Annotated in this window: 26 protein-coding genes; 20 read left to right on the top strand and 6 right to left on the bottom strand. The window is 72.4% G+C overall.

Annotated elements, in window-relative coordinates; all coding sequences use genetic code 11:
• Positions 1–67 precede the first annotated feature (67 nt).
• Positions 68–277, top strand: coding sequence for a DUF397 domain-containing protein (locus OG294_RS09670; RefSeq protein ID WP_327066046.1), 210 nt, complete (start codon positions 68–70; stop codon positions 275–277).
• 13 nt (positions 278–290) lie between these two features.
• Here the strand turns inward: OG294_RS09670 and OG294_RS09675 are convergent, their stop codons facing one another.
• Entirely contained in the window at positions 291–1298 is a 1008-nt protein-coding gene (locus tag OG294_RS09675) for a GNAT family N-acetyltransferase (protein WP_327066047.1), read from the bottom strand.
• A 352-nt stretch (positions 1299–1650) separates the two neighbouring features.
• On the opposite strand from OG294_RS09675, the gene OG294_RS09680 reads away from it, so the two are divergent.
• From OG294_RS09680 to OG294_RS09705, 6 genes are all read left to right on the top strand, one after another.
• Positions 1651–1881 (top strand): hypothetical protein, encoded by a 231-nt coding sequence (locus tag OG294_RS09680; protein WP_327066048.1) that lies wholly within the window; start codon positions 1651–1653, stop codon positions 1879–1881.
• Complete coding sequence (locus OG294_RS09685) at positions 1856–2371, top strand: DUF6879 family protein (protein ID WP_442789128.1); 516 nt, start codon at positions 1856–1858, stop codon at positions 2369–2371. Before OG294_RS09680 ends, OG294_RS09685 begins: the two co-directional genes overlap by 26 nt.
• A 16-nt stretch (positions 2372–2387) precedes the next feature.
• Entirely contained in the window at positions 2388–3236 is an 849-nt protein-coding gene (locus tag OG294_RS09690; protein ID WP_327066049.1) for a helix-turn-helix domain-containing protein, read from the top strand.
• A 220-nt stretch (positions 3237–3456) separates the two neighbouring features.
• Positions 3457–3648 (top strand): hypothetical protein, encoded by a 192-nt coding sequence (locus OG294_RS09695; protein WP_327066050.1) that lies wholly within the window; start codon positions 3457–3459, stop codon positions 3646–3648.
• A gap of 113 nt (positions 3649–3761) precedes the next feature.
• Positions 3762–3944, top strand: a complete 183-nt coding sequence (locus tag OG294_RS09700) for a hypothetical protein (RefSeq protein ID WP_327066051.1) — start codon at positions 3762–3764, stop codon at positions 3942–3944.
• Between the two features lie 142 nt (positions 3945–4086).
• Complete coding sequence (locus tag OG294_RS09705) at positions 4087–4215, top strand: hypothetical protein (protein WP_327066052.1); 129 nt, start codon at positions 4087–4089, stop codon at positions 4213–4215.
• A gap of 172 nt (positions 4216–4387) precedes the next feature.
• On the opposite strand, the gene OG294_RS09710 is transcribed toward OG294_RS09705, so the two are convergent.
• Positions 4388–6340 (bottom strand): phosphocholine-specific phospholipase C, encoded by a 1953-nt coding sequence (locus OG294_RS09710; protein WP_327066053.1) that lies wholly within the window; start codon positions 6338–6340, stop codon positions 4388–4390.
• 208 nt (positions 6341–6548) lie between these two features.
• Here OG294_RS09710 and OG294_RS09715 point away from each other — a divergent pair, with 208 nt between their 5' ends.
• The gene (locus OG294_RS09715; protein ID WP_327066054.1) at positions 6549–7145 is read left to right on the top strand and encodes an O-methyltransferase; all 597 of its coding nucleotides are present in this window, start codon (positions 6549–6551) and stop codon (positions 7143–7145) included.
• 78 nt (positions 7146–7223) lie between these two features.
• On the opposite strand, the gene OG294_RS09720 is transcribed toward OG294_RS09715, so the two are convergent.
• The 3 genes from OG294_RS09720 to OG294_RS09730 form a co-directional block, all read right to left on the bottom strand.
• Positions 7224–8318, bottom strand: a complete 1095-nt coding sequence (locus OG294_RS09720; protein WP_327066055.1) for a S66 family peptidase — start codon at positions 8316–8318, stop codon at positions 7224–7226.
• Between the two features lie 313 nt (positions 8319–8631).
• Positions 8632–10140, bottom strand: a complete 1509-nt coding sequence (locus OG294_RS09725; protein ID WP_327066056.1) for an MFS transporter — start codon at positions 10138–10140, stop codon at positions 8632–8634.
• 150 nt (positions 10141–10290) lie between these two features.
• Positions 10291–10968 (bottom strand): TetR/AcrR family transcriptional regulator, encoded by a 678-nt coding sequence (locus tag OG294_RS09730; RefSeq protein ID WP_327066057.1) that lies wholly within the window; start codon positions 10966–10968, stop codon positions 10291–10293.
• 254 nt (positions 10969–11222) lie between these two features.
• On the opposite strand from OG294_RS09730, the gene egtA reads away from it, so the two are divergent.
• The 6 genes from egtA (at position 11223) to OG294_RS09760 (ending at position 17527) form a co-directional block, all read left to right on the top strand.
• On the top strand, positions 11223–12638 hold the full coding sequence (gene egtA / locus OG294_RS09735; protein ID WP_327066058.1) for an ergothioneine biosynthesis glutamate--cysteine ligase EgtA: 1416 nt from the start codon (positions 11223–11225) through the stop codon (positions 12636–12638).
• On the top strand, positions 12632–14017 hold the full coding sequence (gene egtB / locus OG294_RS09740) for an ergothioneine biosynthesis protein EgtB (RefSeq protein ID WP_327066059.1): 1386 nt from the start codon (positions 12632–12634) through the stop codon (positions 14015–14017). The genes egtA and egtB overlap by 7 nt, the downstream gene beginning before the upstream one ends.
• Positions 14017–14769 carry an ergothioneine biosynthesis protein EgtC gene (egtC, locus tag OG294_RS09745; RefSeq protein WP_327066060.1) on the top strand — a complete coding sequence of 251 codons (753 nt, stop codon included), beginning with the start codon at positions 14017–14019 and terminating at the stop codon, positions 14767–14769. Before egtB ends, egtC begins: the two co-directional genes overlap by 1 nt.
• Before the next feature lie 63 nt (positions 14770–14832).
• Complete coding sequence (gene egtD, locus OG294_RS09750) at positions 14833–15807, top strand: L-histidine N(alpha)-methyltransferase (RefSeq protein ID WP_327066061.1); 975 nt, start codon at positions 14833–14835, stop codon at positions 15805–15807.
• A 129-nt stretch (positions 15808–15936) separates the two neighbouring features.
• Positions 15937–16620, top strand: a complete 684-nt coding sequence (locus OG294_RS09755) for a TetR/AcrR family transcriptional regulator (RefSeq protein WP_327066062.1) — start codon at positions 15937–15939, stop codon at positions 16618–16620.
• Between the two features lies 1 nt (position 16621).
• The gene (locus OG294_RS09760; protein ID WP_327066063.1) at positions 16622–17527 is read left to right on the top strand and encodes an AurF N-oxygenase family protein; all 906 of its coding nucleotides are present in this window, start codon (positions 16622–16624) and stop codon (positions 17525–17527) included.
• A 16-nt stretch (positions 17528–17543) separates the two neighbouring features.
• On the opposite strand, the gene OG294_RS09765 is transcribed toward OG294_RS09760, so the two are convergent.
• Complete coding sequence (locus OG294_RS09765; protein WP_327066064.1) at positions 17544–19376, bottom strand: NAD-binding protein; 1833 nt, start codon at positions 19374–19376, stop codon at positions 17544–17546.
• Between the two features lie 220 nt (positions 19377–19596).
• Here OG294_RS09765 and OG294_RS41070 point away from each other — a divergent pair, with 220 nt between their 5' ends.
• The 6 genes from OG294_RS41070 (at position 19597) to OG294_RS09795 (ending at position 25459) form a co-directional block, all read left to right on the top strand.
• Positions 19597–21393, top strand: a complete 1797-nt coding sequence (locus OG294_RS41070) for an ATP-binding protein (protein ID WP_442789129.1) — start codon at positions 19597–19599, stop codon at positions 21391–21393.
• A gap of 69 nt (positions 21394–21462) precedes the next feature.
• Positions 21463–21888 (top strand): roadblock/LC7 domain-containing protein, encoded by a 426-nt coding sequence (locus OG294_RS09775; protein WP_327066065.1) that lies wholly within the window; start codon positions 21463–21465, stop codon positions 21886–21888.
• Positions 21885–22241, top strand: a complete 357-nt coding sequence (locus tag OG294_RS09780) for a DUF742 domain-containing protein (RefSeq protein ID WP_327066066.1) — start codon at positions 21885–21887, stop codon at positions 22239–22241. Before OG294_RS09775 ends, OG294_RS09780 begins: the two co-directional genes overlap by 4 nt.
• On the top strand, positions 22219–22857 hold the full coding sequence (locus tag OG294_RS09785; protein ID WP_442789130.1) for a GTP-binding protein: 639 nt from the start codon (positions 22219–22221) through the stop codon (positions 22855–22857). Before OG294_RS09780 ends, OG294_RS09785 begins: the two co-directional genes overlap by 23 nt.
• Positions 22854–24338 carry a cytochrome P450 gene (locus tag OG294_RS09790; RefSeq protein ID WP_327066067.1) on the top strand — a complete coding sequence of 495 codons (1485 nt, stop codon included), beginning with the start codon at positions 22854–22856 and terminating at the stop codon, positions 24336–24338. Before OG294_RS09785 ends, OG294_RS09790 begins: the two co-directional genes overlap by 4 nt.
• Positions 24320–25459 carry a cytochrome P450 family protein gene (locus tag OG294_RS09795; RefSeq protein ID WP_327071487.1) on the top strand — a complete coding sequence of 380 codons (1140 nt, stop codon included), beginning with the start codon at positions 24320–24322 and terminating at the stop codon, positions 25457–25459. The genes OG294_RS09790 and OG294_RS09795 overlap by 19 nt, the downstream gene beginning before the upstream one ends.
• The last annotated feature ends 36 nt before the right edge of the window (positions 25460–25495 follow it).

The following is a 25495-nucleotide window of genomic DNA, read 5'->3' on the forward strand; positions in this document are numbered from 1 at the left end:
AGGTCGGCCCGGAGCCGTTCCGAGGCACCCTTGTCCCGCTCACCAGGGCGCGGGACAATTTGTGCCCATGACCGACCCGGACCTCTCCCAGGCCAACTGGTTCAAGTCAAGCCACAGCAACAACGGCGGCACCTGCATCGAGATCGCCGCCGACATCCCCGGGCTCGTCCCCCTCCGGGACTCCACCAACCCGGACGAGCCCACCCTCCTCTTCACCACCACCGCCTTCGCGGCCTTCATCACCGGCGTCAAGACCGGCCGGTTCGCATTCCTCTGACCACCACCACCAGCTACCGGCTCAGCGCCCCCGTCAACCCGTCGGCGGTGGTCTCCACCCAGATCAGGCGGCGGAGGACCTGGTACCCGATGGCTTCGTTCACCGCGATCATGTGGACGTTGTCCTCGTTGTTGCTCGTCACGATGCGCCGCACCTGCGGTCGCTCCCGCAGGACCTGGCGCGTCATGGCCGCCTTCAGCGCCCGGCCGAGGCCGTGTCCACGGTGCGCCCGCACCACGGAGGTGTCGTTCACGTAGGACTTGTCCGGACGATAGGCGTAGGTGAGGAGCCCCGTGACACCGGCGATCTCACCGCTCGCCTCGTGGACCGCGACCACCACCCGCTCCTCGGCACCCTGGTCGGCCAGCTCCCGCTCCTCCCGACGGATCCGCTCGGCGTCCCACCGAGCGATCTGGATACTCGACTCGCCCATCGGCGCGTCCTGCACCGCCTCCCTGGCGGCCGCGTACGCCTCGATCAGCTCCTCCGGGGTCGTACTGACCCAACCGGCCAGGCGGTACCCGGCCGGGACCGGCACGTCCCACCGCTCCGGCTCGGTCTCGTCGACCATCAGCATCATGATCGCCGTGCGGTTGACCACCCGGAACCCGAGGCGAACGGCCCACAGGTCCCCGGGGGAGCCGGACTTCATCGCCTCGCCGGTCACCGTCGGCCGCCCGGTCTCCCGCACCGCCGGCAGGACGGCCCGCAGCACGGCGGTGCCGATCCCCCGGCGCCGGTACTCGGGATGCACCGTCACGGTCACCTGCGCGATCCCGCTGTTCTCGCCGTCCTGCAACGCGAGCCGGCCCAGACCGACCAACACCCCGTCCACGTAGGCGGCCCAGTACCGGCACCTCCCCTCGTGCGGCCAGGGTGTCCGCAGTCGGCCGACCGTGGCCTCGTAGCCGGCCGATGGCTCCTCGGGGAAGTCGACCCGCCAGGCGGCCGCCGAGGCGAGGTGGTACTCGGAGAGTTCGCGCTCCGAAGCCGTCGCCGCGTCGAACGGCCGTATCTCCATGCTCATGGTTCCCCCGCTGACGATCACTCAGGCCCTCAATCTAACTCTCCCCCCGGAGAGATGTCCGCCGTTCGCACTCCACCGCCACGAAGACGCCGACCATCGAGGAGGCGCCACCACTGGACCTACCCCCGGGTGCGACGCTGGCAGATCGCGCGCGTCGCCGTTGAGGGATGCTGGCAGCACGCGCTCCTCACCCATCTCCCAGGAGTCGGCGGGCTCACCGGACAGGATCGCCCACCTGCTCGAATCACTGACGGGCGCCGTGCAAGTTCGCGCAAGATCGTGGCGACAAGATTGCTCAGCGTGCAAGCCTGCACAGAGATCGTCCGCTTCACAGTTGGAGGTCGCCATGGCACTTCACAAGCTGGGAAAAGATCCGGAGTCGCCGGTCAACAACTCGCCGACCCTCTACTACGACGATGAGACCGATACTTACCTGGTCCAGTCGTGGAAGGTCACGGACCCGAAGCGGCTCGCGCAGATGGAGATCCCCGACCACGAGACCGTCATCGAGTGGCCCAGGCGCATGATGCAGTTCTTTCCGGAGGTGAGCGGTGACGCTGGACCCGAACAGGTTTGACGACTTGTTGCGGCGCTGTGAGCGATCCGCCGTGCATCTGGAGACGCGCGACGGGTACATGCGGACGGATCCTGCTTTCATCGACTGGCAGGGCGGTCACCGTCTGGATCCCGTCGCGCGCTGGCCGGAGTGGGGCGCCATGCTTGCCGAGGCAATCAGCCGAGGCGTCGTGGTTCGCAGGGCCCGCATCATCTCGGAGCCGATCAGCGACTACGTACGCTTCGAGTACGACATCACCGACGGCCTCAACATCACCGCTGGGGAGGACGTCAGGTGGTTGCCGCGACGGCGGGCAACCGCTGTGCCTCTGCCAGGAAACGACTTCTGGCTGTTCGATGACCGCTTGCTGCTCGTCAACCACTTCGATGGGAACGGCGAGCCGACGGCACCCGAGCTGACAGAGGACCAGGAGACCGTACGGCTCTGCTCGGCCGCCTTCGAGACAGTGTGGGACCGGGCCGTTCCGCACTCGGAGTACCGACCTGCGTGATGGGGACCAATCCTTCATGACGTCGCAGTACTCCGCCGTTCAGCAAGCACGGCGAGACCTGGGCCAGCGCCTGCGCGAGATCCGGAAGGACTCCGGACTCACCGCGCGGGCGCTGGCTGTTCGCGCCGGGTGGCACGAGTCCAAGTGCTCGCGGATCGAACACGGTCGTACCCCACCGTCAGATACCGATATCCGGGTATGGGCGCTGCACTGTGGGGCCGAGGAGCAGGTCGCGGATCTGATCGCCACTGCTCGCGGTATCGAGGGAACATATGTCGAGTGGCGCCGGATGGAGCGCGCTGGCCTGAAGCGCGCGCAGGAGTCCGCCAGCCCCCTGTTCGAACGCACGCAGCGGTTCCGTTCCTACTCATCATGGTTGATCCCTGGGCCGTTCCAGACCGCGGCGTACACGAGGGCAGTCCTTCAAGGGACCGCGCGCCGGCGGGGACTGCCGGAGGACGTCGAGGACGCGGTCGCGGTCCGGGTCAAGCGGCAGCGGGTGTTGCACGAGGGTGCCCGCCGTTTCGCCGTCCTGATCGAGGAGTCCGCTCTTCGGAAGCTGGTCGGCGGCACAGACGTGATGGCCGGCCAGCTCAGCCATCTGATCACGGTCAGCTCACTGCCCAGCGTAAGCCTCGGGATCATCCCGGATTCCGCGGATCGGAGTGCCATGCATCCGGTGGAGGATTTCTGGATCTTCGATGACGTGCAAGTCAATGTGGAGCTTGTGTCTGCATGGCTGACGATCACGCAGCCGCACGAACTGTCCCTGTACGTCCAGGCGTTCTCGACCCTCGCCGAGCTTGCTGTCTACGGCGCTGACGCCCGTGCTCTGATCACATCGGCGATTACCTCTCACGGTTGATCGCATGCAAGTTCGCGCACGTTCGTGGAAGCCGTCACCCGCAACTCCGTACGGTCGTCGGCATGGCAGATCTCGCGGCCCCGCTGCAGCCCGCCGCCGGGCTACGGCATGCGGGCGTCGCACCATCACCGCACTCATCGGCATCAACGGGAAGGAGCACCACCATGTCCAGTGCCATCGCCGTCGACGGGTACAACCCCGAGGGCGCGCCCGGCCTCCAGTGGATCAAGTCGAGCAGTCCAACAAGCAGCAACTCGACGACTCGATCGGCCTCGCCGTCACCCCCGAGGGACGGATCCGGATCGGCATCACCACCGACCCGTCGCAGGTCCCGCTGACCGCCACCCGAACCAAGCTGGCGGCGTTCGTCGCCGGGGCGAAGGCCGGCGAGTTCGACCACCTGGTCGCCTGACCCTCCCTCACCACACACAAGGCAGGTCCCCGGGGCATGCAGCGCCCCGGGGACCTGTCCCGCCCCCAGTCCAGCACACCATCCGGAGAGTGCCAGTGAGCATGCTGCTGGGGATGGCTGCCGAAGATCCTGCGCTGCGCGCGGCCCTGCCCCCGGCGCTGTCCTCCCGGCTACCGGAAGCCGTCGCCGCTGACGCCCGGAGTGCCCTGGTGAACTTCTTGGAGCGCCTCGACCTCAGCGCGGCCGGGCAGTGGACCAGTGACAGGCAGCAGTGCGAGGTCCTGGCGATCGCCTAGCCTCACAGCACCACGAGAACCACCGAAGGGGCTGAGCAGGTAGGTGGCCAAGCACCGCAGGTCTTGCCAGTGGGCAGGATGTCAGAGATACGCCAACCTGCGGGACCTCGACACCGGACAGGATTTCTGCACACCGTGCGCCGTGGCCATGCTGTACGCGGCCGACGATCCGATCACCAACTTCCGTGAGTTCGACGAGTCGTCGGAGTACGCGAACGCGCTGCGGGACCGGCCGGTCCTGGGCCTGTTCGGCTGGCCCGGCGGCCGGTGACCGGCAGCCCTCTGATCGCTGGGATGGCCGCTCCGGCCGCGCGGTGGGGAGGTGCGGGAGCGGTGGAGCCGGCGGCCGGTGCGTGGGTGACGCACCGGCCGGCTCGGCTCCGGAGCGGATGTTGTTCGCGTTGCCGGTGTTACACCGTGCTCAGGTTCAGGTGGGCGGACGGCTACGGCTGCAGGCGTCCCGCGAAGCGGCGGGCGAAGGCGTCGGCGGTGTCGGCGGTGACCGTGTAGTCGTAGCGGCCGGCGGCGGTCGGCGCCAGCACCGCCTCGGCACTGCCGCCGGGGGCGACCGTGACCGTGGCCGGGGTCGAACCGGCGGCACCGAAGGCCGAGTTGGCGCCGATGGTGAAGACCACCGGCTTGCCGCCCTGGTTGGTCAGGGTGATCCGCACGCCGTCGGGGGTCTCCACCGAGGCGACCTCGGGGTGGCCCTTGGCCGGGTCGCTCCAGGTGCGCACGTCGCCCTGGTAGCCGCGCAGGAAGCCGTCGGGGCCGTGCGCGTCGATGTCGTAGGGGCCGCCGCTGACGCCGAGGGCGCTGAAGAAGTCGCTGACGGTGCCACCGACCGGCAGCGTGTAGCGCCAGGCGCCGAACTGGCGGAAGTTCACGGTGTACATCGAGATCCCGGCGCCCAAGGTGCCCAGGTTGCCCAGGGTGATCCAGAGCTGACCGGTGGTGGTGTCGGTGCGCGAGGAGGAGCCGAAGCGGTAGCCGGTGGGCAGGGCGGGCCGGTCGCCGGGCTCGACCTGGGGGGCTTTCTGGATGACCGGCGGGAAGAGCGGCGGCAGCAGCTTCTTGTCCTGCTCGGCCAGGTCGGCCAGCAGCTGCTTGGTGTCGGGCAGCGCCGGGAAGGTGCGGTTGCTGGTGGTGAAGTCGAAGGCGGACATCAGGTCGCCGCAGACGGTGCGGCGCCAGGCGGAGATGTTGGTCTCCTTCACGCCGGTCCAGTTCTCCAGGAAGCGCAGCACCGACGTGTGGTCGAAGACCTCGGAGTTGACCCTGCCGCCGCGGCTCCACGGCGAGATGACGATCATCGGCACCCGCGGGCCCAGGCCGATCGGCACGCCCCCGATGAACTCGTCGGGGGTGCCGTCGGGCGCCACCGGTGGCACGACGTGGTCGAAGAAGCCGTCGTTCTCGTCGTAGTTGAGCAGCACCACGGTCTTCGCCCAGACCTCCGGGTGGGCGGCCAGCGCCTGGAGCACGTACGCGGAGGTGAAGTCCGCGCCTTGGGCGGGCGGGTAGTTGGGGTGCTCGGACTGCGCGGTCGGGGCGACCACCCAGCTGACCGCCGGCAGCGTGCCCGCCGCCACGTCGTTCGCGAAGTCGTCGGCGCCGGCCCGGGCCATGCCGCGTTGGTAGAGCGGGGAGTCCTGCGGGGCGGTCTGGAAGCTCTTGAACCAGGCCAGGGCGTTGTCGTCGAAGTTGTCCTGCTGCTGGTAGACCTTCCAGGAGATGCCCGCGGCCTGCAGGCGCTCCGGGTAAGTCGTCCAGGTGAAGCCGGACTTGCTGTTGTCGGTGGCCGGGCCGCCGCCGGTGCCGTTCGGGTCGATCATCCCGGACCACAGGTAGAGCCGGTTCGGGTCGGTGGAGGTCATCGCGGAGCAGAAGTACTGGTCGCAGAGGGTGAAGTTGTCCGCGAGCGCGTACTGGAAGGGGATGTCCTGGCGGGTGTAGTAGCCCATCGTGTACCAGGTCTTGGCCGGGACCCAGTTGCTCCACTGCCCGTTGGCCCAGGCGCTGTGGGTGCCGCCCCAGGAGTGGTCCAGGTCGAAGATCCGCTGGGCGTCGCTGGTGGAGGTGTCCAGGTGCCAGGGCAGCAGGTCGGTGCCGCCGACGGTGCCGAGCAGCTTCTGGCGCAGCACGTCCGAGCCGCCGGGGAACCGGACCCTGGAGGTGTCGCCGTAGCCGCGCACGCCGTTCAGGGTGCCGAAGTAGTGGTCGAAGGACCGGTTCTCCTGCATCAGCACCACGACGTGTTCGACATCGTCCATCGTGCCGGGCGCGGCCGGCGCGGCCAGCGCCTGCTGGACGGAGCCGGGCAGCGCGCCCAGGCCGAGGGCGGCACCGGAGGCGGCGGCCGAGCCGAGCAGGGCGCGGCGGGAGAGCGGGGACACGGGTCCTCCTGAAGGCGGGGGCGCAGTTGGCTACTTGCGGGTAGGGGGATGATTCCAGCGGAGGGTGAACGGTGGAAGACCCGGGGACAGCCAAAAAGGTGTCCATACATGTCCGTCCCGCATTGCGCGCACTTGCCACACAAACGGCAGCTGATCAATCATCAGGTTCAAGGCAGCACTGACGACTTCGCCCCGCCGGAGACCGCCCATGTCCCTGAACGGCACCGCCCTGCACCTCGCCACCGACCTGCCGCCGCTGGTCCGGCGCGCGCTGGCGGCGGCGCGGGCGCACGGTTTCGAGAACTCCTGCCGCCCCGAACAGGGCCTGCTGATCAGCGCGTTGGCGCACGGCGCGGCCACCCGGATCGGCGAGAGCGGCACCGGGTGCGGGGTGGGCCTGGCCTGGCTGGCCAGCGGGGCCGGGCCCGGGGTGCGGCTGGTCAGCGTCGAACGGGACCCGGCCCGCGCCGCCGTGGCCGCCGCGGTCTTCGCCGACCAGCCGCAGGTGGAGGTGGTCACCGGCGACTGGAGCGAGCTCTACCGGCGCGGGCCGTTCGACCTGCTGGTGCTGGACGGCGGCGGCCAGGGCAAGGGCGTCGAGCCGCCGGCCGACCCGGTGCGGCTGCTGACGCCCGGCGGCACGGTCACGGTGGACGACTTCACCCCCTGCACCACCTGGCCCCCACAGCACGAGGGCCGCCCGGACACCGCCCGCCTGCACTGGCTCGAGCACCCGGCCCTGCGCACCACCGAACTGCGCCTGGCCGCCGACCTGAGCACGCTGGTCGGCACGCTGCGCGGCTGATCAGCGGCCCGGCTCGCCGAGGACTCCCGTGGCCCGGTACCGGACGACTCAGTACCGGACAGCTCGGTACCGAACAGCTCAGTACCAGACGGTGATCCGCCGGGCCGGACCGTCCACCCGGATCCGGCCGCCGCAGGGGAGGATCTGCTGCGGGTCGGTGTGGCCGAAGTCGACGTCGAAGACGGCCATCGTCTGCGGTGCGTACTCGGCCAGCGCGCGGAGGACCGCGGCCCGCTGGGCCTTGCGGTACTCGACCTTGGCGGCCGGCTCCAGCATCTGCTCGAAGCTCCAGCTCTTGGCCCGGGCCATCAGCAGCGCGGGGAACTGGCGCAGCAGCCCGCGCTCGCCGAGGTTGCGCAGGATCCGGTAGACCTCGTCCGCCCGCGGCATCTCCTCGGAGGTCTCCAGGAAGAGCACCTGCCCGGCGTACTGCTCCACCGGGCCGATCTCCCGGTCGGCCATCGCCATCCAGGCGAGGATCTCCAGGTTGCCGCCCCAGCCCGGGGCGTCGACCACCTGGTCCGCGTTGTGCCAGGTCCAGCCCTCCCCCGGCTCCATCACCGGCTCGCCCGCGAGCAGGTCGGGCTCGGTCCAGGGCAGCTCGACGTCGCCGACCTCGGCGCTGGGCCGCAGCTCGTACGCGCCGGAGCCGAGCAGCGCCGCGCGCAGCGACTCGGCGGTGGCCGGGTGCAGCGCGCCGCCGCGTCCCAGCTGCACCATCACCGAGCAGCCGTGGTAGCTGACGATGCCCAGGTTGCGCAGCAGGAGCAGCAGGTTGGTGTTGTCGCTGTAGCCGAAGAACGGCTTGGGGTTGGCCCGGATCAACTCCCGGTCCAGGTACGGCAGCACGGTGATCTGGTCCTCGCCGCCGATGGTGGCGATCACCGCCTTGATGCCCGGGTCGGCGAAGGCCGCGTGCAGGTCGGCCGCGCGCTCCTCGGCGGTGGCGCCGAGCTTGCGGGTGCCCGGGTACTCCACGGGTTCGAGGCCGAACTCCTCGCGCAGCCGGCGCAGCCCCAGCTCGTAGGGGTGCGGGAAGAGACCGGGCAGCGCGGCGGAGGGCGAGAGGACCGCGACGCGGTCGCCAGGCCGGGGCTTGGCCGGGTACGCGGGTACGGGCACGGGCACGGGGGGTGCCGGTACGGACGCGGGTACGGGTTCGGGTGCCGTCATGGCGTCGATCCTATGAACGCCGGGTCCACGGCGACCAGGGAATTACCCCTCGCCCCGCGCAGCTCAGTCCAGCTCCGCCGTGCGGTGTCGACCGTTCGCGGGGGCGACCGCCCTCGGTGCCGACGCAGGAGTCGACCACGGCGCGGCCGCCACCGTCCAGCGCGTTTCCGGGCGCCCGCGACGCGCAAACCGTGACGCCCCGACAGCGACGCCCCGGCGACGACGCGCGGACGACAGCGGGCCGGACCCCCGAAGGGATCCGGCCCACCAGCTGTGCGTACGACGCAGCGTCAGCGCTCCTGCCGCGGAGCCGTCAGTGCGCCATCACCGGGACATCGACGACCTCGCCCTCGGCGCCCGCAGCCACCAGGTTCGCCTTGCCGCCGCCGTTGAGCAGCGCCGTGGCGATCGCGGCGGCCGCCAGCAGGATGCCGAAGGAGAACCAGATCGCGGTGGAGAAGCCGTGCACCGCGGTCTGCGCCTGCACCAGCATCTGCAGCTCGACGGGCGACTTCGGGTTGATCGGGTGCGACGTGGCGAAGGCCTTGGAGGCGCTGGTGGCCACCGTGCTCAGTGCCGCGGTGCCGATCGCGCCGCCGACCTGCTGCGAGGTGTTGACCATCGCGGAGGCGACACCGGCGTCCTGCGGCCGGACCCGGAAGGTGGCCAGGCTCATCGCCGGCATGAACGCGGTACCCATGCCCAGGCCCATCAGGATCAGACCGGGCAGGATCAGCCAGTACGAGGAGTCGACCTTGATCTGGGTCAGGATCAGCATGCCCGCCGAGGCGACCAGGAAGCCGGGGCCCATCAGCGCCCGGGCCGGCAGCCGGTTCATCAGCCGGGCGCCGATCTGGGTGGAGCCGGTGATCATGCCGGCCACCATCGGCAGGAAGGCGACGCCGGTCATGACCGGGGAGTAACCCAGCACGGTCTGCATGTAGTAGGTCAGGAAGAGGAAGAGCCCGAACATCCCGATCACGGCCAGGCCGAGCGAGAGGTAGGCACCGCCGCGGTTGCGGTCGAGCACCACGCGCAGCGGCAGCAGCGGCGCGCTGACCCTGCTCTCGACGAAGACGAACGCACTGAGCAGCACGACGGCGGCGGCGAACAGGGCCAGCGTCACGTGCGAGGTCCAGCCGTCCTCCGAGGCCTTGGTGAAGCCGTAGACCAGCGAGACGAGACCGGTGGAGACCAGCAGCACGCCAGGGATGTCGAGGCGGTTGCGGTTACGGGTACCGGCCGGCTCCCGGATCACCAGGACGGCGCCGGTCACCGCGATGATCGCGAACGGCACGTTGATGAAGAAGGTCCAGCGCCAGTTCAGGTACTCGGTGAGCACGCCGCCCAGGATCAGGCCGATCGCGCCGCCACCACCGGCCACCGCGCCGAAGATGCCGAAGGCCTTGGCCCGCTCCTTCGCCTCGGTGAACGTCACGGTCAGCAGCGAGAGGGCGGCGGGGGCGAGCAGCGCGCCGAAGAGGCCCTGCAGGGCACGGGCACCCATCAGCATCCCGGTGCTCTGCGCGGCGCCACCGAGCGCCGAGGCCAGGGCGAAGCCGATCAGACCGGTCATGAAGGTGCGACGGCGGCCCCACAGGTCGGCGATCCGGCCGCCGAAGAGCAGCAGGCCGCCGAAGGCCAGCGCGTAGGCGGTGATCACCCACTGGCGGTTGGTGTCGGAGAAGCCGAGGCTTCGCTGGGCCGAGGGCAGGGCGATGTTCACGATGGTGGCGTCCAGCACCACCATGAGCTGGGCCAGGGCTATGAAGCCCAGTGCCTTCCAGCGCCTGGGGTCGGCCTGCGGGACGGTTTGAGACATGGTTGTACTCACCTAACGGCAGGAGTTGCTGAGGGTGGGGCGCGGGGTGCCGCGCCCACGGGAAGCTTGAGTGTTCAACGGTCGAGCAGGTCAGTGGTTGATCAGGCGACTCAGTGGTTGATCAGGAGACCGGGGACGACCCGGAGGCGGTCACGCGCGCCGCAGGTCCTCCATGGTGGCGGCGCGCCCGGGCAGGACGGTGGGCGCCGGGGCGCGCATCCCGTCCAGGAAGAGCTGGAGGTGCCGGTGGACGAACATCTCGTCCTCCAGGCACTCCTTGCCGGGCAGTGGACGGGTCAGCCGGGCCAGCGCGACGAACAGGTCGCCGGGGCCGACGTCGGGCCGCAGCCGGCCGGCCCGCCGGGCCCGGTCGAGCAGTTGCTCGACCACGCGCTCCAGCTCGGTCCGGGTGGCGAGCAGGTCCTCGTCCTCGTGGAGTTTCAGGTGGTCGGACAGGAGCGAGCAGAGCGCGCCGATCCGCTCGCCGGCAGCGGCGTGCACATAGCGGCTGATCGCCTCGAAGGGGTCGCCCTGGTCGGCCAGCGCCTCCTTGGCCTGCTCCAGCACGCCCCCCAGCACCGAGAGCACGACCTGGTGGATCAGGGTCACCCGGTCGGGGAAGTTACGGTAGAGGGTCGCGTTGCCGACCCCGGCGCGCTTGGCGATCTCGTCCAGCGGGACGAGGGCGCCCTCGTCGGCGAAGAGCTCGCGGGCCGCGGCCAGGATCCGCTCGCGGTTGCGGGTGGCGTCCGCCCGGAGTCGGGGCGTGGCGGCACGGGCACAGGGCGATGCTTCGGGGATGCACGTCCCCGCCTGCAGGGTGTCCATGGCTGCGCTCCTTTCCGGGGATTCCGTCCCCACTTCCATCGACTGTACGGCAAACGGGGAGAAGGTCCCCGGATATTTCCGCCCAGGCGCCTGTTGCGTGAGATGTGAGGCAGCTCACCTCACCCGGTTGCCCGACCTGACCAGCGGGAATCCATGGGTTACGGCCCGAGCACCGGGCGACGCCGTATGGGCCGCAGCAGACTGGGCAGGAACCTCAGGTTGTCGTGAGCCGGATGACGAGGACGGTGATCAACGTGAACCTCGCACGACCGTCGAGCCTGTCGCTCGACACCGAACCGCAGGCGCCACCGACGGTGACCCCGCTGACCGAATCGTCCGCCGAGGCGTACGTGGCCAGCACCTGTTTCAAGATCGGCCCCCCTGGGCGGGTCGGCGTCGAGCTGGAGTGGTTCGTCCATGACTCCTGTCGACCCCACACCGCCCCCGACCCCGCGCGGGTGCGCGCCGCTCTCGACGCGCTGCACCTGCCCCCCGACCACCCCTTCCTCCCCAACGGCTCGCGAGTGACCCAGGAGCCGGGCGGCCAGGTCGAGCTCAGCTCCCCGGCCGCCGCCGATCTCCCCGGCTGCGTGGAGACCACCCACCAGGACCTGGCCGCCCTGCGCGCCGCCTTCGCCGCCCAGGGCCTGGACCTCGCCGGCTACGGCACCGAACCCCATCCCAAGGAACGCCGGGTGACCCTGCGCCAGCCGCGCTACCTGGCGATGGAGGAGTTCTTCGGCCGCACCGGCCCCTGGGGCAAGATCATGATGTGCGCCACCGCCTCCACCCAGGTCTGCCTGGACGCGGGCACCGACACCGCCGGCCCCGACGGCTTCCGCACCCGCTGGCGCCTGGCCCACCTGCTCGGTCCGGTGCTGGTCGCCGCCTTCGCCAACTCCCCGCTGCTGGACGGACGGCCGACCGGCTACCGGTCCACCCGGCAGGCCGTCTGGGCCCGGATGGACCCCAGTCGCACCCTGGCCCCGGGCGGCGTGCACGGCTGCGGCCCGGACGGCGATCCGTGCGCGGCCTGGGCCCGCTACGTGCTGGACGCCGCGGTGCTCTGCGTGCGCCGGCCCGAAGGACGGCCGTGGAACGCGCCGGTCGGGCTCACCTTCCGCGCCTGGCTGCGGCGGCCCGAGGCCGAGCGCCCGAGCCTGGCCGATCTCGACTACCACCTGAGCACGCTCTTCCCGCCGGTGCGCCCGCGCGGCTACCTGGAACTGCGGATGATCGACGCGCAGCCCGGCGACGGCTGGGTGGTCCCCGCCGCGCTGACCTCCGCCCTCTTCGCCGGCCCCCGCTCCGTCGACGCCGCGCTCGCCGCGCTGGAGCCGCTGGCCGCCGGCGCGTCCGGCACCGCCGAGCCGGGCCCGCGCGGGCCGGCCTGGAGCCGGGCGGCCACCCGCGGCATGGACGATCCGGTGCTGCGCCAGGCCGCGCTCGACTGCTTCGCGGCCGCCGACACGGTGCTCGCCGACCGGCCCGGCGAGGGCCGACTGCGGTCCGCACTGGGCGAGTTCGCCGAGCGCTACACCGCCAGGGGCCGCTGCCCGGCGGACGACCTGCTGGACGGCGCCGCGCCGCCGCGCACCGGCGCGGGCCGGTCCGCGGACTCCCCGCCGTCCGGGAACTCCCCGAAGTCCGAGGAGGACGCACCATGCTGAACGCCGAACCGGGCCCCGCGCAGAACCGCACGCCGGGCCGGGCCGAGCCGGGCGCGGAGCTGACCGACGAGCGGCTGCGCGAGGCCGTCGCCACCGAACTGCTGGCCGCCCGAAACCGCACCAGCGGCCTGACCGAGTGCCTGGACGACGCCGAACTGACCGCCCAGCACTCGCGGTTGATGTCGCCCCTGGTCTGGGACCTGGCCCACATCGGCAACCAGGAGGAGCTCTGGCTGCTGCGCAACGTGGGCGGCCGCGAGCCGATGCACCCCGAGATCGACCCGCTCTACGACGCCTTCGAGCACCCGCGCTCCGAACGCCCCACGCTGCCGCTGCTGCCGCCCGCCGAGGCCCGCGGCTACGCCCACGAGGTGCGCGGCCGGGTGCTCGACCTGCTGGCCGGCGTCGAACTCGCCGGACCGCCGCTGCTCCAGGCCGGCTTCGCCTTCGGGCTGATCGCCCAGCACGAACAGCAGCACGACGAGACGATGCTGATCACCCATCAGCTGCGCAGCGGCGCCGCCGTGCTCTCCGCCCCGACGCCCGAGCCGGCCCCGGTCGACCTGCTGCCGGCCGAAGTGACCATCCCCGCAGGCCCGTTCACCATGGGCACGGACACCGAGCCGTGGGCGCTGGACAACGAGCGCCCCGCGCATCAGGTGGACCTGCCGGGGTTCGCGATCGACACCACCCCGGTCAGCAACGCCGACTACCAGCGCTTCATCGAGGACGGCGGCTACCAGGAGCCGCGCTGGTGGACCGCGCAGGGCTGGGCGCACCGGATGACCGCGAAGCTGACCGCGCCGCTGTTCTGGAGCCGGACGGACGGCCAGTGGCTGCGCCGCCGCTTCGGCCACCTCGAACCGGTGCCGGCCGCCGAGCCGGTGCTGCACGTGACCTGGTACGAGGCGGACGCCTACGCGCGCTGGGCCGGGCGGCGGCTGCCCAGCGAGGCGGAGTGGGAGAAGGCCGCCCGGCACGACCCGGCCACCGGCCGCTCGCGCCGCTTCCCCTGGGGCGACACCCCTCCCGGGCCGCAGCACGCCAACCTCGGCCAGCGCCATCTGCAGCCGGCCCCGGTCGGAAGCTATCCGGACGGCGCATCGCCCTACGGGGTGCGGCAGTTGATCGGTGACGTGTGGGAGTGGACAGCCAGCGACTTCGCCCCCTACCCGGGCTTCCGGGCCTGGCCCTACCGGGAGTACTCGGAGGTCTTCTTCGCCGCCCCCGGCGAGCAGGCCGAGTACAAGGTGCTGCGCGGCGGCAGCTTCGCGGTCGCCCCGGTGGCCTGCCGGGGCACCTTCCGCAACTGGGACTACCCGATCCGCCGCCAGATCTTCGCCGGCTTCCGGACCGCCCGGGATCTGGATGCCGCCTGATGTGCCGTCACCTCGCCTATCTGGGAACCCCGGTGGCCGCCACCGAGGTGCTGGTCGAGCCGCCCTACGGGCTCTACCGGCAGTCCTGGGCGCCGCGCCTGCAGCGGTACGGCACGGTGAACGCGGACGGCTTCGGGCTGGGCTGGTTCGTCGAGGGCGACCCGCAGCCGGTCCGCTACCGCCGGGCGGTGCCGATCTGGGCGGACGAGAACCTCACCGACCTGGCCCGCGCGATCCGCACCACGGCACTGCTGGCCGCCGTCCGCTCGGCCACCGCCGGCACAAGCCCGGACGAGAGCGCCGCCGCGCCCTACCGGGGTGACGGCTGGCTGTTCAGCCACAACGGCGCGCTCGGCGGCTGGCCGGGCACGGCCACCGCCCTGGCCGGGCTGCTGACCCCGGGCGAGTTGCTGGAGCTGGCGGCCCGCTGCGACTCCGCGCTGGTCTGGGCACTGCTGCGGCGCCGGCTGACAGGCGGCCAGGAGGTGGGCGCCGCCCTGGCCGACACCGTCGCCGAGGTCGCCGCGCACACCGAGGCCCGGCTCAACCTGCTGGTCACCGACGGCCGGGTGATAGCCGCGACCACCTGGGGCGACACCCTCTTCCACCGCCTGGAGCTGGGGCGCAGCGTGCTGGTCGCCTCGGAACCGGGCGACGACGGGCCCGGCTGGGTGCCGGTCCCCGACCGGTCCGTGCTGCTGGCCACCCCCGATGCCGTCACCATCCGTCCGCTGGACCCCGCCACCCCCTGAGACCCCCACCTGAGCCCCCACCCGCGCTTCCTGCTGGGCCGCACCACGAGAGGACCACATCCGATGACCGCCTTCGAGCTCACCCGCCTGCTCCCCGCCGACCACTTCGCCCAGGCCCTGCGCGCGGACGTCCGCCAGGGTCTGACCGCCCCCGCCAAGTGGCTGCCGCCGAAGTGGTTCTACGACAAGCGCGGCAGTGAGCTGTTCGAGGACATCACCCGACTGCCGGAGTACTACCCGACCCGCGCCGAGCGGGCCATCCTGACCGAGCGGGCCAAGGAGATCGCGAGCGTGACCCGGGCCCGCACCCTGGTCGAACTGGGCTCGGGCTCCTCGGAGAAGACCCGGCTGCTGCTGGACGCACTGCAGTCGCTGGGCACCCTGGAGAGCTACGTCCCGGTCGACGTCTCGGAGAGCGCGCTGCGCGAGGCCGGCCGCCAACTGGCCACCGAGTACCCGGCGCTGGCCATCCACGGCGTGGTCTCCGACTTCACCGCGCGGCTCGGACTGCCGCGCGCGGTGCAGGCGCCGCGACTGGTGGCCTTCCTCGGCGGGACGCTCGGCAACCTGCTGCCCGAGGAGCGGGCCCGCTTCCTGACCGCGCTGCGGGCCGACCTGGCGCCGGGCGACGCACTGCTGCTCGGCACCGACCTGGTCAAGGACCCGGCCGTGCTGGTGGCCGCCTACGACGACGCGGCCGGCGTGACCGCGGAGTTCAACAAGAACGTGCTCAACGTGCTGGACCGCGAGCTGCAGGCCGGCTTCGACCCGGAGGCCTTCGAGCACGTGGCCCGCTGGGACGCCGAGCAGGAGTGGATCGAGATGCGGCTGCGCTCGCGGCGCGCGCAGCGGGTGTCCGTCGCGGCGCTGGGGCTGGAGGTGGACTTCGCCGAGGGTGAGGAACTGCGCACCGAGATCTCGGCGAAGTTCCGCCGCGACAAGGTGGCCGCCGAGCTCGCCGACGCCTCCTTCGCACTGCGGCACTGGTGGACCGATCCCGAGGGACGCTTCGGACTGTCGCTGGCCGAGCCGGTGTAGCGGGCCGGTCCACCGGGGCGGCCCGTCGAACCGGGGCTCCGGCACTGCGCCGGGGCCCCGGTTCCGCTTGTCCGGCAAAGGTCGCCCAGGGTCTTGCTGAAGAACTGAATCGCTGCTTCACTTCTTGCCGTGGCCTATCGGAAGACCCCCGCCGTCCAAGCCCGGCTCGACGCCCAGCGCGAGGCGGTGCTGACGGCCGCGACCGAACTGCTCGCCGAACGCGGCTATGCCGCCTGCTCGGTGGCGGCCGTCGCGGAGCGGGCGGGGATCGCCACCGGGAGCGTGTACCGCTCGTTCCCGAGCAAGGCCGAGCTGGTGGCCGAGGTGTTCGGCATCGTGGTCGGCCGGGAGGTGGCGGCGGTGCGCGAGGCGGCCGCCTTCGCCGGCGATCTGCACGCCCAGGTCGCCTCGGTGATCGGCACCTTCGCCGGTCGCGCGCTCGGTCACCCGCGGCTGGCCTACGCGCTGCTGGCCGAGCCGGTCGACCCCGAGGTGGAGGCCGAACGCCTGGTCTTCCGCCGGGCGTTCCGCGACGTGATCGCCGCCCGGATCGCCGAGGGCGTGACGGCCGGCCGACTGCCTGCCCAGGACGCCGAGTTGACCGCCGCCCTGCTGGTCGGCGGGGTGGGCGAGGCGCTGGTGGGCCCGCTCGCGGACGGCGGCCGGGCACCCGACGACCTGATCCCCGCACTGATCTCCTTCGCCCTGCGCGCCCTGGGCGGCACGCCCACCCACCCGGGCGCAGCCGGCCACCCCGGCACAGCCGACCCCGCCGGCGCGAGAACCGAGCCCGAGCCCGAACCGGAGCCGTAGCATGCGAGACCTTGCCCCCACCTCCCTGGAAGCCCGCGAGCAGAACGCCGAACGCCTGCTGCGCGTCTCGGCCAAGCACTCCCACGACCCGCTCACCGAGATCGACTGGCAGGAGCCGATCGATCCCGACCAGTTCGCCCTTCCCCCGCACCGGGTCTCGCTCTACGGCACCCACCTGTGGGAGCGGATGACGCTCCGTCAGCAGGCGAAGCTGAGCACCCACCAGCTGGCCAGCGTCACCGCGGCGGGCATCTGGTTCGAGCTGATCCTGATGCACGGCCTGGTCCGGCACGTCTACGACAGCGACCTGACCACCCAGCACGCGCAGTACGCGCTGACCGAAGTGGCCGACGAGTGCCGACACTCCACGATGTTCGCCAAGTACATCACCAGGACCGGCTACCCCACCGCCCGTCCCAGCCGGCGCGCCGAGCGGCGCGGGCGGCTCCATCTGCTGCTCAACGACACCACGTTGACCTTCGCGGGCGCGATCTTCGTGGAGGAGTTCACCGACGCGATGCAGCGCGAGATGATCCGCGACGAGAGCCTGCAGCCGCTGGCCCGCTCGGTGGCGAAGATCCACGTGATCGAGGAGGCCCGGCACATCGGCTACGCCAAGCCGGAGTTGGAGCGGCGCTGGGCCCGGATGAGCCCGGCGCGGCGGGCGGTGTTCCGCCAGGTGATCGGCGTGCTGGTGTACGAGGCGGTGCTGGAGTGCGTCAACCCGCGGATCTACGCGCTGGCCGGGCTCGACGTCCAGCAGGCCAAGGCGGCAGCGGCGGCCAACCCGCACTGGCAGGCCGCCCGGCGGGACTGGGCCCGCAAGGCGGTCGCCTTCTTCACCGAGCTCGGCATCATCGACCGGCGCAGCGAGGGCATGTGGCGCCGGGCGGGGCTGCTGGGCTGACCCGCCTGACGCGGCACTAGGTCGTCTCGGCCACCAGCGGCTCCGGCGCGGCGTTGTTGAGCCGGGCCAGGCCGCTGCGGGTCGCGACCACCACCACCCGGTCGCCCACCGCGAAGCCCCGGCTGCGGTCGGCGTAGCCCCACTGGTAGTTCTGCGGCGAGCGGGCGAGTCGCACCGCGAGCACCCGCAGGCCGCCGATCGCCTCCACCTCGTTGCGGTTCATCCCGACCAGCGCCCCGCCCTCCTCGGCGACCAGTTCGGCGATCAACAGCACGTGCCGGAAGACCGAGAGGGTGCCGAGCACCTCCCGGCCCATCAGCGCGGCGGCGAAGGCGGGCGCGGCCAGGTAGGAGACCGAGCGCGAGGCGACGTTGCCGAGCGTGGCGTAGACGTGCTGCGCGAAGTCGTCGTCGAACAGGCGAACGACTATCCGCACGTCCTCGCGCAGCGCGCGGGCCTCCAGCGCCGCCTCCAGGTTGACCGCGTCGTCGCTGGTCACGGCAACCACCGCGCGCGCGTGCCGGGCCCTGGCCAGGCGCAGCTGCTCGACCAGCGGCCCGTCCCCCACCACCACCGGTATCCCCAGCGCCCGCATCGCGACGATGCCGCGGGCCAGCGGGTCGCGCTCCAGCGCGGCCACCGGCACCCCGAGTTCGTGCATCTGGGTGGCCACCCGGGTGCCGACGTTGCCCAGGCCCACCACGATCACGTGGCCGCGCAGGCCCGCGCTCGGCGCGCGCGGCAGCCCGCGGCGTCCGGAGGCCAGCGAGTCGACCACGATCGCGGTGAGCACCGGCACCAGGGCGATGCCGCTGAAGGTGATGATCACCTGGGCGACCCGCTGCCAGGGGCCGCCGGTGCCGGCGGTCGGGTCGCCCATCTGGTCGGGCTGGGCGGAGCCGGCCATGTCGAGCAGGGTGAGGTAGAGCGTCCAGCCGAAGCTCCGGTTGAAGTACCAGATGATCAGCGCGGCGGTCGCGATCGCCGCGAAGGCGCCGAAGAGCACCATCCGGATCCGCACCCCGGTGAAGAACCGCAGGGTGTCCAGGAAGCGGTAGAGCAGCCGGAAGCGCAGCGGCACCCGTAGCCGCGGCTCGGTGGGCAGGGTCTGCAGCACCGCCATGCCGTCCGGCTGCCCCGGCCCGCCGCTGCCCCTGCTGGCCCCCGCCACCGGGATCGGGGCACCCTCGCCGAAGGCCTGGGCCAGCCGGATGAAGTCGGTGGAGGCCGGTTCGGTCTCCGGCAGCAGCCGCAGCCTGGTCAGGTCCTGCCGGTCGATCCGGTCGGCGGCCACGCACAGGTGGCCGGCCCGCAGGTCCTCGTCGTAGGCGATGTAGAGGTAGCGGTCGCCGACCTGCACCGAGTTGGGGCGGGCCAGCGCGCCGTTGGCGAAGGCCGGCGCGGCGGTGGCCGAGCCGGAGAGCGCGGCGCAGTTCTTCAGCAGGACCTGGATCTGGTCGCCGAGCCGCTGGTTGAAGATCCGCAGCACGATCCGGATCTCCGGGTTGAGGCCCTGCGCGGCGAGCGCCACGTGGATGTTGGCCTGATCGTCACCGTCGACCAGCGCGATCCCGCGCGCGCCGTCGGCACCGGCGGCCAGCAGCGCCTCCTGGGTGACGCTGCTGAACTCCAGGACGGCCGCCACGCCCTCGATCCGTTCGATCCGCGGCGCGTGGTCGCGCATCCGGTCGGGCACCAGGGCCACTACGGGCACCTCGTAGTGCTCGATCAGTTCCAGGATCAGGCGGTGTGCCAAGGCATTGGCCCCGCAGACGATGTAGTGCTCCCGGAAGCAGGGCGCCGACGGCTCCCCCGCTCCCGGATTCACCCCCCGAGCTACCTGTGTCATAGCCCGGATGGTACTTGCGGATGACCCGGATGGGACCGTCCGTCATCAACCGGGCCACCGATCAATTTCAGCCACTGACGTGGTCTTTACTGTTCATCAGATCACTTAGTGAGACAGACTTCTGACATTCAGTCGTCAATCTGGTTAGATGATCCGCGCCTGCCGCTCGCGGGCCCTCCTGCGCTGCCCCCACGAACCGTCTGCTCGTGCAAGGAACTTGATGTCGTCACAGATACCGCAGGCGGTGACCTGGAGCCTGGGTGCGGGCTTGCTGGTGGCCGCCGGCCTGCTGATCCGCCAGTGGCTCACCGCCAGGTCAAGGGCCCGGTCCCTGGCCGAACTGCGGGAGGCCCTCCGGGCCAGGGACGAGGAGGCGCACCGGCTGGCCACCCGCCAGTTGCCCTCGCTCGCGTCCTCCGCGGTCGCCAGCCCGGTCCCCGTCGAGCCGCTCACCGTCGACCCGCTGTTGGCCGGAACCGACTACGAGCGCAGCCTCCTCGCGGTGGCCGAACAGTTCCGCGGCGCGGTGGAGCAGGCCCAGACGCGCGCCGACCAGAACGCCAAGTCCGCGCTCAAGGGCGCGATGCGGTCACTGCAGGGGCTGGCCAACGAGCAGCAGGTGGCGATCTCCGAGATGCAGGAACGGCACGACCAACCCGCCGTGCTGCGCGATCTGCTGGAGATCGACCACGCCAACTCCCAGTTCGGGCGCCGGGCGCAGGCCATCGCGGTGCTCTGCGGCTCCTGGCCCGGACGCCAGCGCGAGGCCTCCTCGCTGAGCGACGTGGTGCGCGGGGCCAAGTCCCGCGTGCGGGACTACAAGCGGGTCGAGGTGCGCACCCAGGTCGACCTGGCGGTGGTCAGCCGGGCCGTCGAGCCGGTGGTGCTCGCGGTGGCCGAGCTGCTGGACAACGCGGCCCGCCACTCCCAGCCCAACACCACCGTCGAGGTCAACCTCCAGCCCGCGCACAACGGCGCCTGCATCGTGATCGACGACGCCGGCGTCGGGATGGACCCGCGCGAGGCCCAGCTCGCCGGGCAGTTGCTGACCGGTCAGCGCGTGGTGGACGTCACCCGGCTCGGCGACCCGCCGCAGTTCGGCTTCGCCGTGATCGGCGTGCTGGCGGCGCGCTACGGGTTCAGCGTCTCGGTGGACACCCGCTCGCCGTACGGCGGCGTGCGCGCGGTGCTCTTCCTGCCGACCGTGCTGCTCAGCTCGCTCGCCCCCGAGCCCGCCGCCGCCCCGGCGTACGGCGCCCCGCAGCACAGCACGCCCCAGCACAGCACACCCCAGCACACCGCGCCGCAGCAGACCGTGACCCAGCACCCCGCGCCCCTGCACCCCGCGACGCCGCACACCGCGACCCCGCACGGCACCCCCCGCTACAGCGCGCCCCACCACACCGTGACCCAGCACCCAGCCCCCCAGCACCACGCCCCGGCGCCCGCAGCCGCGCCGCACCCCGCGCCCCAGGCCGTGGCCTCCCAGCCCCCCGCCGCTACGCCCGCCGCGGCGCACGGTGCGGCGCTCGGCCGGCTGCCCGGGCCCGGCGACGGCGTCGCCCCCGGCCACGACGGCCACGGCCATGACACCCCAGGGCTCGACAACCACGGCTTCAACAACCGCGGCTACGGCCGCCCCGCCCCGCTGCCCCCGCGCACCGCCGCGCCGCCCCCGCAGGCCGCACCGCTCCCGCACGCGGCCTCGGTCACGCCCACCGCACCCGCCCCGCGCACCGCCGGCGGTCTGCCCAAGCGGCGCCGGCGCGAGCCGCTGAGCGAGGCCCAGCTCGCCGAGGTCGAGCAGGCCGCCGAGGCGGCCGAGGGCGCGGCCCCCGCCACCGAGCTGCCCGCGGAGTGGACCAGGGACGCGCAGGCCACCGCCCGCCGGCTCGGCGCCTTCGCCCGCGGCACCCGGGCGGGGCGGGAGTCCGACCCCGACCTGCCGCCCCCGGGCTACGGCCGCCACGCCGCGCGCCCCGACGGCACCGCACCAGACGATCCCTTCACCGGCTGACCCCCTGGCAGCCACCCGCGGCTGGTCCCCCGGCACAGCCGCCGTCCGCCCCCCGCTAGGAGCCCTGCGATGAACAGCCGGCTGAACAGCCACCCGACCAACGATCTCGGCTGGATGCTCGACGACGTCCTGCTCGTTCCCGAGGCCCGGCACGCGATCCTGCTGTCCGCCGACGGCCTGCTGCGCGCGCACTCGGCGGGCATCAGCCGCGACGAGGCGGACCGGCAGGCCGCCGCGCTCTCCGGGGTCCAGTCGATCAGCCGCAGCACCGCCGGGTTCCTCGGCGCCACCCCGACCCCCTGGCGGCAGACCCTGATCGAGTTCGCCGGCGGCTACGTCTTCCTGGTCGCCGCCGGCCCCGGTGCCTACCTGGCGGTCTCCGCGGGGGAACGGGTGGACATGGAGGCGGTGAGCTACCGGATGCAGAAGCTGGTGGACCGCCTCGGCAAGGAACTGAGCACCCCGCCCCGGCACGACCTGGGAGCCCTGCGATGAGCGCGGCGCGGCGCGACCGGGGCTTAGTGCGGCCCTACGTGGTCACCAACGGGCGGTTCGAGCCGACCCGCAACACCTTCGACCTGGTCACCCTGGTCACCGCCATGCCGGACCGCCCGCTCGCCGGGCTCGGCCCCGAGCAGCGGCGGCTGGTGGAGCTGTGCCTGCACGGCTCGCTCTCGCTCGCCGAGGTGGCCGCGCACCTGCACCTGCCGGTCAGCGTCACCAAGGTGCTGCTCGGCGACCTGGTCGACAGCGGCCACCTGATCACCAGGGCGGCCGTGCCGCGCGCCCAACTGCCCACCTACCAACTGCTCCAGGAGGTGCTCGATGGTCTCCGCGCCCGGCTCTGACATGCTGCCCGGCACCCTGGCCGCGCCCGCCCCGGGGCAGGTCAGCTACCTGGGCGAGGGCATCCAGACCGCCGTCAAGCTGCTGATCACCGGGCACTTCGCGGTCGGCAAGACCACCTTCGTCGGCACCCTCTCGGAGATCGAGCCGCTGCGCACCGAGGAGCCGATGACCCAGGCCAGCGTGCTGGTCGACGACCTGACCGGGGTGCCGAACAAGGAGACCACCACGGTCGCGATGGATTTCGGCCGCCTGACGCTCAGTCAGAGCCTGGTCCTCTACCTGTTCGGCGCCCCCGGCCAGCAGCGGTTCACCCCGCTGTGGCGGGACATGACGCTCGGCGCGCTCGGCGCCCTGGTGCTCGCCGACACCCGGCGCCTGGAGCACTCCTTCCCGGTGATGGACCTGCTGGAGGAGCACGGGCTGCCGTACGCGGTGGCGGTCAACCGCTTCGACGGCGCACCGGAGTTCGCCGAGGACGAGCTGCGCGAGGCGCTCGACCTGCTGCCCAGCACGCCGCTGGTGACCTGCGACGCCCGCGACCCGGAGTCGGCCACCCTGGCGCTGATCTCTCTCGTCCAGTACCTGCTTCGCACCACCGACCAGGAGTCCGCGTGAACGCCCCTTCGCCACCGCCCGGTTGCCCGGCCCACCAGCCGCGGCCCACCGGTTTCCCGCTCTACGGCGCGGAGTTCGCCACCGACCCGGCCGCCGTCTACGCCCGGCTGCGGGCGTACGGCCCGCTCGCCCCGGTCGAGCTCTACCCGGGCACCACCGCGACCCTGGTGCTCTCCTACCAGGCGGCGCTGGAGGTCCTGCGCAGCCCGGAGACCTTCTCCAAGGACTCCCGCCGCTGGCGCGGCCTGGCGGACGGCCGGGTCGCCCCGGACAACCCGGCCGTGCCGATGATGGCGCACCGGCCCAACGCGCTGTTCAGCGACGGCGACGCGCACGACCGGCTGCGCGGCGCGGTGACCGACTCGCTGGACCGGGTCGACCCGAACGCGCTGCGCGGCTACGTCGAGCGCAGCGCCGACCGGCTGATCGACGCCTTCGCCGGACGCGGCTCCGCCGACCTGGTGGCCGACTACGCCAGGGCGCTGCCGCTGCTGGTCTTCAACGAGCTGTTCGGCTCCCCCGCGCACCTGGGCGACCGCCTGGTGGCCGGCATGACGGGCATCTTCGACGGCGTCGACGCCGAACGGGCCAACGCCGAACTCACCGGCGCGCTGCTGGAGTTGGTGGCCCTCAAGCGGGCCGAGCCGGGCGCCGACGTGACCAGCTGGCTGATGGCCCATCCGGCCGCGCTGACCGACGAGGAGATGCTGCACCAGCTGGTGCTGCTGATGGGCGCGGGCACCGAGCCGCAGCTCAACCTGATCAGCAACACGCTGCGGCTGCTGCTCGCCGACGACCGCTTCGCCGGCGACCTGGCCGGCGGCACCCTGCCGGTGGACGACGCGCTGGACGAGGTGCTGTGGACCGACCCGCCGATGGCCAACTACGGGGTGCACTTCCCGGTGCGGGACGTCGAGATGGGCGGCGTGCTGCTGCCGGAGGGCGAGCCGGTGGTGGTCAGCTTCGCGGCTGCCAACACGGACCCGGCGCTGGCCGGGCGCGCCCGCGGCGGCAACCGGGCCCACCTGGCCTGGAGCGCGGGCCCGCACACCTGCCCGGCCCAGGGCCCGGCCCGGCTGATCGCCGCGGTGGCCGTCGAGAAGCTGCTGGACCGGCTGCCGGACCTGGAGCTGGCCATCAAGCCCGATGAACTGCGGTGGCGCCCGGGGCCGTTCCACCGCGCGCTGGCCGACCTGCCGGTGTACTTCCCGCCGGCCACCGGCACCGCGCCGCTCGCCCATCCGGCGGCCCCCGGCAGCCTGCTCACGACGGCCTCGGCGATCCCCACCGCGCCCGCCGCCCCGCAGCCGGCACCGACCGCACCCCACCCCACCCCTGGAGGCCCTGCATGGAACCCGACCGCTGCCCCTTCCGGATCGACCCGAGCGGAAGCGACATCTACGGCGAGGCCCGCCGCATCCACCAGGACGGGCCGGTGGCCAAGGTGGAGCTCCCTGGTGGCGTGGTTGCGTGGTCGGTAGGCAACCAGCAGCTGATCAAGCAGCTGCTGGCCGACCCCCGGGTCTCCAAGAGCGCCCGCCAGCACTGGCCCGCCCTCATCAACGGTGAGATCCCCGCCGACTGGCCGCTGATGATCTGGGTGGCGGTCGACAACATGTTCACCGCCTACGGCGCCGAGCACCGCCGGCTGCGCCGCCTGGTGGCCGGCTCCTTCACCAACCGGCGCACCGAGGCGCTGCGCCCGCGCGTCGAGCGGATCACCGAGGACCTGCTGACCGCGCTCGCCACCACCCCCGCCGGCACCGCCGCCGACCTGCGCGAGGGGTACGCCTACCCGCTGCCGATCCAGGTGATCTGCGAGCTGTTCGGCGTCCCCGAGCACCTCCACCCCGGCCTGCGCGGCTGCGTGGACGGCTTCTTCGACACCACCATCACGCCCGAGGCCGCCCAGGCCAACGCCGAGGAGGTCTACCGGATCCTCGGCGAGCTGGTCGCGATCAAGCGCAAGGAACCGGCCGACGACCTGACCAGTGCGCTGATCGCCGCCCGGGACACCGAGGCGGACGGCGAGGACGCCGCCGGCGGCAGCACGCTCACCGAGAAGGAACTGCTCGACACCCTGCTGCTGGTGATCAGCGCCGGCCACGAGACCACGGTCAACCTGCTGGACAACGCGATCCACCTGCTGCTGACCCACCCCGAGCAGCTGGCCCTGGTCCGTTCGGGCCGGGCCTCCTGGAACGACGTGATCGACGAGACGCTGCGGGTGCAGTCACCGGTGGCCAACCTGCCGCTGCGCTACGCCCTGGAGGACATCCAGGCCGGCGACGTGCTGATCCGCAAGGGCGAGGCGATCATGGCGGCCTACGCCACCGCCGGTCGCGACGAGGCGGTGCACGGCGCGGACGCGGACGTCTTCGACCTCACCCGCGAGGTCAAGGACCACGTCGCCTTCGGCCACGGCGCGCACTTCTGCCTGGGCGCCCCGCTGGCCCGCCTGGAGGCCGCCGTCGCCCTGCCGGCGCTCTTCGAGCGGTTCCCCGACCTGGCGCTCGCCGAGGGCGGGTTGACGCCGATGGAGTCGTTCATCTCCAACGGCCACCGGCAGCTGCCGGTGGTGCTGCGCCCGGCCGCGAGCTGACGGTCACCCGGCCGGCCCGGAGTTCCGGGCCGGCCG

Origin of the sequence: Kitasatospora sp. NBC_01302 (assembly GCF_035976515.1) — a bacterium.
Classification (GTDB): domain Bacteria; phylum Actinomycetota; class Actinomycetes; order Streptomycetales; family Streptomycetaceae; genus Kitasatospora.